Here is a 9,087-nt window from a genome sequence, read left to right as displayed (position 1 = left end):
GTTCAGCCTGGTGTTCGATTATGGTCAGCGGAGTCTGGATCCGGCCGTACCGGTAGCTTATGCCCCCGTCAATGACTGGCTGGTGAGACCCGATCCTTTTTCCAGCTATGACGTTGGTTTTGAGGTTCGCTGTCACCGGCTCTGTCACCAGGTGCTGATGTTTCATCGTTTTCCGTCTGAACTTCATACACCGGAGACACTGACCCATCGGTTGCTGCTTGAGTATCAGAGTTCCGCCATTCTTAGTCAGATAAGCGGTGCGCTGATACTGGCTTATGAAACCGATGGCACGGTGCAGAGTCGTCCGCCGCTTGATTTGAGTTACAGCCCGTTCTCTGTCACGGCATCACCAGACCTGTGGCAGCCTTTTCCTGCGCTGGCGGGACTGGATGACGGGCAACAGTATCAGTTGGTGGATTTATACGGCGAAGGCATTCCCGGCGTGCTGTTTCGTCAGTCCACTGGCTGGTTCTATCGTGCGCCGGTAAGAGGCAGTGACGGTGAGAACAGCGTCACCTATGGTGACTGGCAGCTTTTACCTCAGGTGCCTGCCATGCAGCCTTCCTCCATGGCGTTGATGGACGTCAATGGGGACGGGCGCCTCGACTGGCTGGTGACCGCGCCAGGCATCAATGGTTTCTTCACGCTAAACCCGTCGGGTGAATGGTCAACCTTTACGCCGTTTTCCGCTTTTCCGACGGAATTCAGCCATCCTTCTGCACAATGGGCTGACCTGACCGGCTCGGGGCTAACGGATATCGCGTTAATCGGACCGAAAAGTGTGCGTCTTTATGCCAATAACCGGATGGGCTTTACCCCTCCGGCAGAGATTGAGCAGCAATATACTCTCCCGGTCTTTGCCCGGGATGCCAGTGAGCTGGTGGCGTTCAGCGATATGCTGGGATCGGGCCAGCAACACTTGATCCGCATTCGTCATGACGGCATCACTGTCTGGCCAAATCTGGGGCAGGGTAAATTTGGTGAACCTTTTGTTCTCAGTTCGCTGAGTTTTGATCGCCAGAGCTTTGATCCCAGCCGCATCATTCTGGCCGATCTCGACGGGGCAGGGGGCGCCGATTTGTTGTATATGCACAGCGATTACATTGAAATTTTCGCCAACCTGTCGGGTAACGGGCTGGCAGCACCGGTACAGATTCCGTTGCCTGCCGGAATCCGTTACGACAATTTATGTCAGTTAAACGTTGCCGATTCGCAGGGGCTGGGCGTAGCAAGTCTGATCCTGTCGGTGCCCTATATGACGCCACAACACTGGCATTGTGATTTAACCAGCATAAAGCCCTATCTGCTGGAGTCGGTGAACAACAATCAGGGCCGCCACAACCAGATCATTTACCGCAGTTCGGCGCAAGAGTGGCTTGATGAAAAACAGTTGTTTCCCGGCGCTGTTTCGGCACTACCTTTCCCGATCCATATCGTTTCGCAAACGGTCAATACCGACGAGATCAGCGGCAGTGTACTGACAAAACGCTGCCGTTACCGTAAGGGTGTATATGACGGCATTATGCGTGAATTCTATGGTTTTGGTTATCTGGAGCAAACCGATGCTATCGGTGGCGGGCAAACCAGTGAGGATACTGAACCGCTGATCAGTAAAAGCTGGTTTCATACCGGGCACGAAGAGGATGAAAATAACCTTTACGGAGCACCTTATGTGGGACGTTTTTCGGTGGTGGTAAACCCTACCCGGTTAAGTGAGTTTGATGCCATAAACGGCAAAGACATTGTGCTGTCGGATGTGAGTCGCGAGAGCCGCGCCTGGCTCTATCGCGCGCTGAAAGGATCACTACTTTGCAGTGAAGTGTATGGGGTGAATAACCCGATTCCTTATACCCAGACCACCCAACGTTATCAGGTGCGTCTGGTACAACCCGCCAGAGGTAAAATTGCCGCCGTGGCGATGCCGGGCCTGCTTGAGTCGGTCAGCTATAACTGGGAGCAGATTGCAACCGACCCGGTGATCGGCCAACAGGTCGTCATGCAAAAAGACCGCTACGGGGCCACGGTGTGGCAGGTGAATATAAATTATCCTCGTCTGACCAAACCCGCTGTCGATCCGTATCCGGCCACCTTGCCGGATACGGCATGGGCAAGCTCGTATGACAGTCAGCAGCAGGTGCTGAGAATAACCGAGGGCCGGGCATCTTATATTGATTTGACTGACCCGCAGGCGTGGCGTCCGGGGATCAGTGATTGTCAGCGTACCAATGTCCTGACTTATGAGAACTATACGTTACCGGCGAACGGCATTACGTTTGAAATGTTAAGCGAACCTGACGGGTTACTGGGCAACAGTCGCCCGCGTATTTATGCCGGCCAAAGCCAGATATTTTATCAACCTGCGGTGCCGGATTTGGGGGCGAGGGTTGACCATGTCGAAACGGCAGAGCTGGATGAGGTCAGTCTGGCGGCGTATGACGGCATACTCAGCCGCGACGAACTTATTCCGCTCCTGGCAGAGGCCGGTTATGTGCATGTGCCTGCGTTGTTGCCAGTAGCCGGTGCCAGTGATGCGGCGGTCTATTGTATTGCCAGTGCTTATACGACTTACTTACCTGCCAGCCGTTTTTATTTGCCTGAGACACAGCGGCAAACGCTGTTAACCGGTGTGACCACACTCACTTACGACGTCTACGGATGTTGTCTCATCAGCTCGCGGGATCCGGCCGGTAATACCACCTCTGCCACGTATGACTATCGCTTCCTGAAACCCACCAAAATCATTGATATTAATGACAATACTGCTGAAGTTCAGCTGGATTCACTCGGCAGGCAGATAGCGACCACCTTTTACGGAACGGAACAGGGTGTGATGACCGGATTTGATTCGGTGACGGAATACCCTGTTCCGGTGACACTGACGGTCGAACAGGCCATTAGTCAGGCGGGAACCAGCCCGCAGCATCTGGCGACCCTCATTGTTGAAGATCCCTTCAGCTGGATGGGCAAGGTGACGAAACAACAGTGTGGCAGCGCCTGGAATATTCTTCTGGAACAGCAATTTATTACGTTTGCGGGCTATATTCGTGCTGCCGGGCGACGCTGGGCACACTCGGCGACGGTAATTAGCGGCCTTGACGCCTCTGTGCGCCGGCTTCTTGCTGACGCGATGACGACACCTGTCCACCTTGCCACCCTGACAGCAGACCGCTATCCCGATGATGATCAACAGCAGGTCCGTATCAGCGTGGCCTTCTTTGATGGTTTTGGCCGGACATTGCAACAAAGCGGCAAAGTTGCGCCTGGCGAGGCGTGGGTGCGTGATACCGAGGGGGAACTGGTGATCAGTGCGGGAGGGGAGCCGGTGACAGTGCCTGCCAATCCGCGCTGGGCGGTCAGTGGGCGGGTGGAATACAACAATAAAGGACTGCCGGTGCGGGCATATCAGCCCTATTTTATTAACGACTGGCAATACGTTGTCGATTCCGCCATGCGTACTGCGGGTTATGCGGATACTCATTTTTATGACGCACCGGGACGTGAAATTAAAGTGGTCAGAGCGGGATCGGGTTACCAGATCCGCCAGCAATATTTTCCGTGGTTTACCGTGAGTGAGGATGAGAACGATACGCTGGATACACTATGAGCAAGTTTAGTGACACGTCAAAGGAGGCTGCTAATGCCTGGCTCAAATAATACGTTTAGATAGTGTGGCGCTGACAGGCATTGCTACTGTGCGACCGACCGGACACGCATCAGGGGCAAAAATACTGCAGGATTTGCGCCATTCATACCATGGTCAGCTCCAGCTCCGAATAATAAAGGTTTGTGGAATCGTTTTACTTCTTTTGTTAGCGGTGTTTTTAGAAGGTTATTCAGTTTTATTAGTCATTAAAAATAGGGTCGTGTAAGCACCGGGAAATAAGTTTTATAAAAATCATGTTATTTGAATTTTGTTAATGTTTTTTGTAAAGAAAATTTCCCGGAACAGAGGGGCAGTTTTTGAAATAATGTTTAGGGGAACCAACTGAGGATTTCTGCCTTAAATTTCTAAGGAGTAATTTCATGGCTGATAGTATTTTTTCCGAAACACCGGTCATCAATATTAATGATAACCGTGGCATCACGATACGAACCCTCAACTGGAACCGCTCGCGCACGGGCGATGCTGCCAGTCTGCTGGTTACCCACTGTCTGGTGGCAAATGATTCACTCACCGCCTGTGCGCGGGACCCGCGTCTGTTTATTGCCTGGCAGGCTGAGTCTGCTGCTGCGCCGAATCTTACCACCTTCATTTCGCTAAATGGCCAGCCTTTGCGACGCGACAGTGCTGACAGTGGCCAGAATGCCATGATGTTTGATGCTGAAGGTCGCCCGGTTTGGTCCCGTGATGCAGCAGGTAACACCCTGCAGTGGGCATATGATGAATCGGGTCGGACGCAGTCGGTTAAACAGCAACGCGGTGGTTCCACGGCGATCACCACCTCCGCCGTAATGGTGTATGGCGACAGTGATCCGCAAACGCCGGATCCGCAGAGCAGAAACCTGCGCGGTGTGTGTGTCAGGCGGTACGATGCAGGCGGTCTGCTCACCCTCAGCAGCATCGCACTCAGCGGCGCGACCCTTTCATCTTCTCAGACTTTACTCAGGGAGGCTGACGTTTTGCCGGACTGGCCGGACGATAATGCCGGACGGCTGGCTCTGCTGGAAGAAACGGTCTATACCACCACGCTGCAAGCGGATGCGCTGGGAGTGTCTGTCAAACAGACCGACGCCTGCGGACATGCCGTCAGTGTCACCTGTGATGTCAGTGGTGCAATACTGACACAGACTTTGCAACTGAAAGGACAGTCCCCCGTACCGCTGCTGACAGGGATGACAATAAGCGCTGCAGGACAGGTGTTGACCAGCCATACCGGTAACGGGGTGACGACCACCTGCAGTTATGATGCGGCGACCTTGCGCCTGAGTGAAATCACCACCATACGGGACAGTGATGCCTCTCGCTTACAGTCGCTGAAGTACATTTACGACCCGGCAGGAAACATTACTCAAGTGAATGATTCCACCGTCAGTACAGCCTGGTTCAGTAACCAGAGCACAGACGGAGTCCGGGAATTTGCCTATGACGCCTTGTATCAGCTTGTCAGTGCAACCGGGCGTGAAAACGCTTCGCACGGTGCGCAGGACAGTCATCTGCCTGCGGTTGATGACCAGCATGTGTCTTACACGCGCAACTACACGTATGACGACAGCGGAAACCTGAACACCCTGAAACACGCCGGGGCGGTGAACAGCACGATGAATATGGTCACCGGTCTGACATCAAACCGCAGCATCCGCCAGGACAGTAGCAATACCCTGACGCCAGCGACAATAAACTGGGATAACTGGTTTATGCCAGGCGGGCAACTGAAAACATTGCAAACGGAGGGGGGGAAGCCCGCCAGCGGTTACACCAACGCTATCGACCCGCTGATGTGGGACGCGAATAATCAGTTGCAGACGGTGACGCTGTTAAGCCGCAGCAGCACGGATATCGAACAGAATGACCGCGAGATATACCAGTACCGCGACGGGATAAGGGTACGTAAACAGACCCGCACTCTGACGAATGCGGGCAGCGGGTTATGGACAGTCAGTGAGGTGCGCTACCTGCCGGGGTTGGAGTTGCGCAACATCTGGCAGGAGACGCTGATTAACGGTGTCAGCAGTCAGCCAGCATACCGTGAGCAACTCGAGGTGGTGATCACTCAGGCAGGGCGCAGCCAGATACAAGCGCTGCATTGGGTGAAGGGGCTGCCGACGAGGCTCGGAAACAACCGGGTTCGCTACAGCGTGGATGACAACATCGGTTCCTTACAGCTGGAATTAGATGAAACCGGCCAGATCATCAGCCGGGAGGAATATTATCCGTTCGGTGGCACGGCGGTATGGGCGACCCGCAATGAGACTGAAGCGGCTTATAAAACGGTGCGTTATTCCGGTAAAGAGCGTGACAGCACGGGGTTGTATTACTACGGACACCGTTATTATGCGCCGTGGCTATGCCGCTGGACGGCATCGGATCCGGCCAGGGAAATCGACGGACTCAACCTTTTCAGAATGGTGCAAAACAATCCCATTACTCAATGCGATACCGGTGGTCTGATAACCACCGGCGCAGAGGCACGGCAACGTGTTATGCGTGAGTTTGTCACCGAGGCGCATATGGCACCGATAGAATCAGCCGCCCGGGAGAACAATGCGATATTGAGTTTCAGGGAATCCGGTACCTATACCATAGATGCCCTGAATAACGGTGCGGCGGCTAAGGGGCATAATATCCTCGAGAAAACGATAAAAGATAAGTCTGTAAATGCAGTTTACGGAGAGGATTCGGCCCAGATGCTGGAAAATGCAAAAAATGCAGGGCTGATAGGTCTGGTCGGGCATTGGGGAGGCGCAGCAGGTACGGTCTCGGGGATTTGGGTTCATAATCTTGAAAAAGCAAGAGATGAGGTATTTACGTTGGACTTATCCCGCCAGGAAGATCTGACTCGGTTCAGGGATAATATTAAAGCAAAACGTATTGTTCCTTATACCGGGGATTATGACATGCACGATATTGTATTAAAAAACAGCGGCGTGGCTCCGGCAGTAGGAAGCGAGGATGAAATTGGCATTCGTCATGCAATCAATAAAAATATTGCAGCAGTAGATCCTTCCCGTCCTGCCGAAGCAACTCATATGAATGCTGTCCGGCACGGCGCACAAAATAATTTTGTGCCTTATATGTGGCAGGAAGAGCGACAACACGTTGAAAAAAGTCAGGGTTACTTAGGCGTTGTTGCCAGACCCGGTCCTTTCCCGGTTGCCATCGTTGACGGGGGTGACTGGACTGTCGCAGATACAGAAGCAGAGTGGCGTGACTATTTTCGTTCACGAAAAACGTCGCAACCGCAACACTGGAGCGCTTTCCCGGAAAATATCCCCGGTCTTAATACGGGCCTGAGAAATACAAGGCCTGGATTTGTATTAACGCCACAACATCAGCGTGCGATGAGCCGGTCGGCAGGTCATGTGGGTTAACCTGTGACGCCAAATACACATCGCAGATTAATGTACTTTTGATTCGCATTATGAATATTTCAGTGCTTAACTATTTCTAGTTTTAATTAAAAGTAGTCGGTGTATTATCCTGTTTTTCTTTTTATGGCGGCCATTTAAAGTGGTTGAAAGTTAAATTTTAAGTTGATAATGCAAGGGGCTGTTATGTTCAGGAGATTATCTGCCGAGTTTATCGGCACTTTCGTTCTGGTCTTCGGAGGCTGTGGCAGCGCGGTTATCGCTGCGGGCTTTCCTGGTCTGGGTATCGGGTTTGCCGGTGTCGCACTGGCATTTGGTCTGACCGTATTAACGATGGCCTTTGCGGTCGGCCATATTTCTGGCGGTCATTTTAATCCGGCGGTGACATTAGGTTTATTCGCGGGTGGTCGTATTCCGGCTACGGATGTCGTGCCTTATATCATTTCACAGGTTCTTGGCGGGATCGCCGCAGCGGCTGTGTTGTATGTCATTGCCAGCGGCCATGCGGGCTTTGATGCAACAGGCAGTGGTTTTGCCTCTAACGGCTATGGTGAGCACTCACCGGGCGGCTACAGCCTGGCCGCAGCGATGGTGTGTGAAGGTGTGCTGACCGCCGTGTTCCTGATTGTTATTCACGGCGCAACCGACAAACGTGCGCCTGCGGGGTTTGCTCCGGTTGCGATTGGTCTGGCACTCACCCTTATCCATCTCATCAGTATTCCGGTGACCAACACCTCGGTTAACCCGGCGCGCAGCACGGCGGTGGCGTTATTCCAGGGCACCTGGGCGGTTCAGCAACTGTGGATGTTCTGGCTGATGCCGCTGGCCGGTGGCGTGGTGGGCGGTTTGATTTATCGTTACATTCTGCAATCGAAAGACTGAATCAGCCTGCGTTAAGTGTTTTCCTGACGGCGTAAAGTTTGTAGCATAAGGCTTTACGCCGTCTGTTCCGTGAACACCACCAGGACAACCCAATGCTTCCCCGTTTTAAACTGCTCTTTAGTGCTGCTGTTTTATCGTTCTCCTTCTCCGGCGCGTCAATGGCTGCCGATGCGCCTTCTTACGGTCCGCAATTGCAGGGATTTGATTATCCGTTCCCGCTGAAACAATTCTCTTTTAATTCCCAGGGTGCCCCGTTGCAAATGGGGTATCTGGATGTGCCGCCCACCGGGCACAAAAATGGTCAGACCGTGGTGCTGATGCATGGCAAGAATTTCTGTGCCGCGACCTGGGGTGACACTATTTCGGCGCTGGTCAGTAAAGGCTACCGGGTTATCGCGCCCGATCAGGTCGGGTTCTGTTCGTCGACCAAACCTTCGCATTACCAGTACAGTTTCCAGCAACTGGCGACCAACACGCATGATTTGCTTAAAAGTCTGAAGATTACCAAAGCGGTGATTGTCGGGCATTCGACCGGCGGTATGCTGGCGACGCGCTACAGCCTGATGTATGCGCCGGAAGTGTCGAAACTGGTGCTGGTGAACCCGATTGGTCTGGAAGACTGGAAAGCTAAGGGCGTGCCGTATCGTACGGTCGATCAGTGGTATGACCGTGAGCTGAAAACCTCGGCGGAAAGCATTAAACAGTACGAACTCAAAACCTATTACGTGAATAAGTGGAAACCGGAATACGACCGCTGGGTCGATATGCTGGCAGGGCTGAACAACGGGCCGGGGCATAAACTGGTGGCCTGGAACTCGGCACTGATATACGACATGATTTTCACGCAGCCGGTCTTTTACGAATTCAAAAACCTGCGTGTACCGACCACGCTGATGATCGGCACGGCTGACACCACAGCCATCGGCAGCGATATTGCGCCGCCTGCGGTAAAAGCAAAAATCGGTCATTACAACGTGCTGGGTAAACAGGTTGCGAAGCTTATTCCGCACGCGAAACTGATTGAGTTTAAAGGTCTGGGCCACGCACCGCAGATGGAAGAACCGGAAAGATTCAATGCGACGCTGCTGAAAACGCTGGCGCGCTGATGTTCCTGTCCCCCTGAAACGGTATTCATGAAAAAACCGCAGTCATGACTGAACTGCGGTTTTTTTATGTCTG

The 9,087-nt window shown here is 53.0% G+C and carries 4 protein-coding genes; all 4 read left to right on the top strand.

Annotated elements, in window-relative coordinates; translation table 11 throughout:
• Positions 1–3,604, top strand: a 3,604-nt coding sequence (locus tag AC1DUO_RS13935) for a toxin TcdB middle/C-terminal domain-containing protein (protein ID WP_477987665.1), incomplete at its 5' end; no start/stop codon positions are given.
• 419 nt (positions 3,605–4,023) lie between these two features.
• Complete coding sequence (locus AC1DUO_RS13930; RefSeq protein ID WP_477987664.1) at positions 4,024–7,029, top strand: RHS repeat-associated core domain-containing protein; 3,006 nt, start codon at positions 4,024–4,026, stop codon at positions 7,027–7,029.
• A gap of 183 nt (positions 7,030–7,212) precedes the next feature.
• Complete coding sequence (aqpZ, locus tag AC1DUO_RS13925) at positions 7,213–7,908, top strand: aquaporin Z (RefSeq protein WP_015689848.1); 696 nt, start codon at positions 7,213–7,215, stop codon at positions 7,906–7,908.
• 92 nt (positions 7,909–8,000) lie between these two features.
• Positions 8,001–9,014: an alpha/beta fold hydrolase gene (locus tag AC1DUO_RS13920; RefSeq protein ID WP_119261559.1), complete on the top strand. Its 1,014-nt coding sequence runs from the start codon at positions 8,001–8,003 to the stop codon at positions 9,012–9,014.
• Positions 9,015–9,087: the final 73 nt, after the last annotated feature.

Source organism: Rahnella sp. P4_A8 (assembly GCF_056402435.1).
Note: the sequence above shows the minus strand (reverse complement) of the source record. Positions and strands in the feature narration are given on the sequence as shown.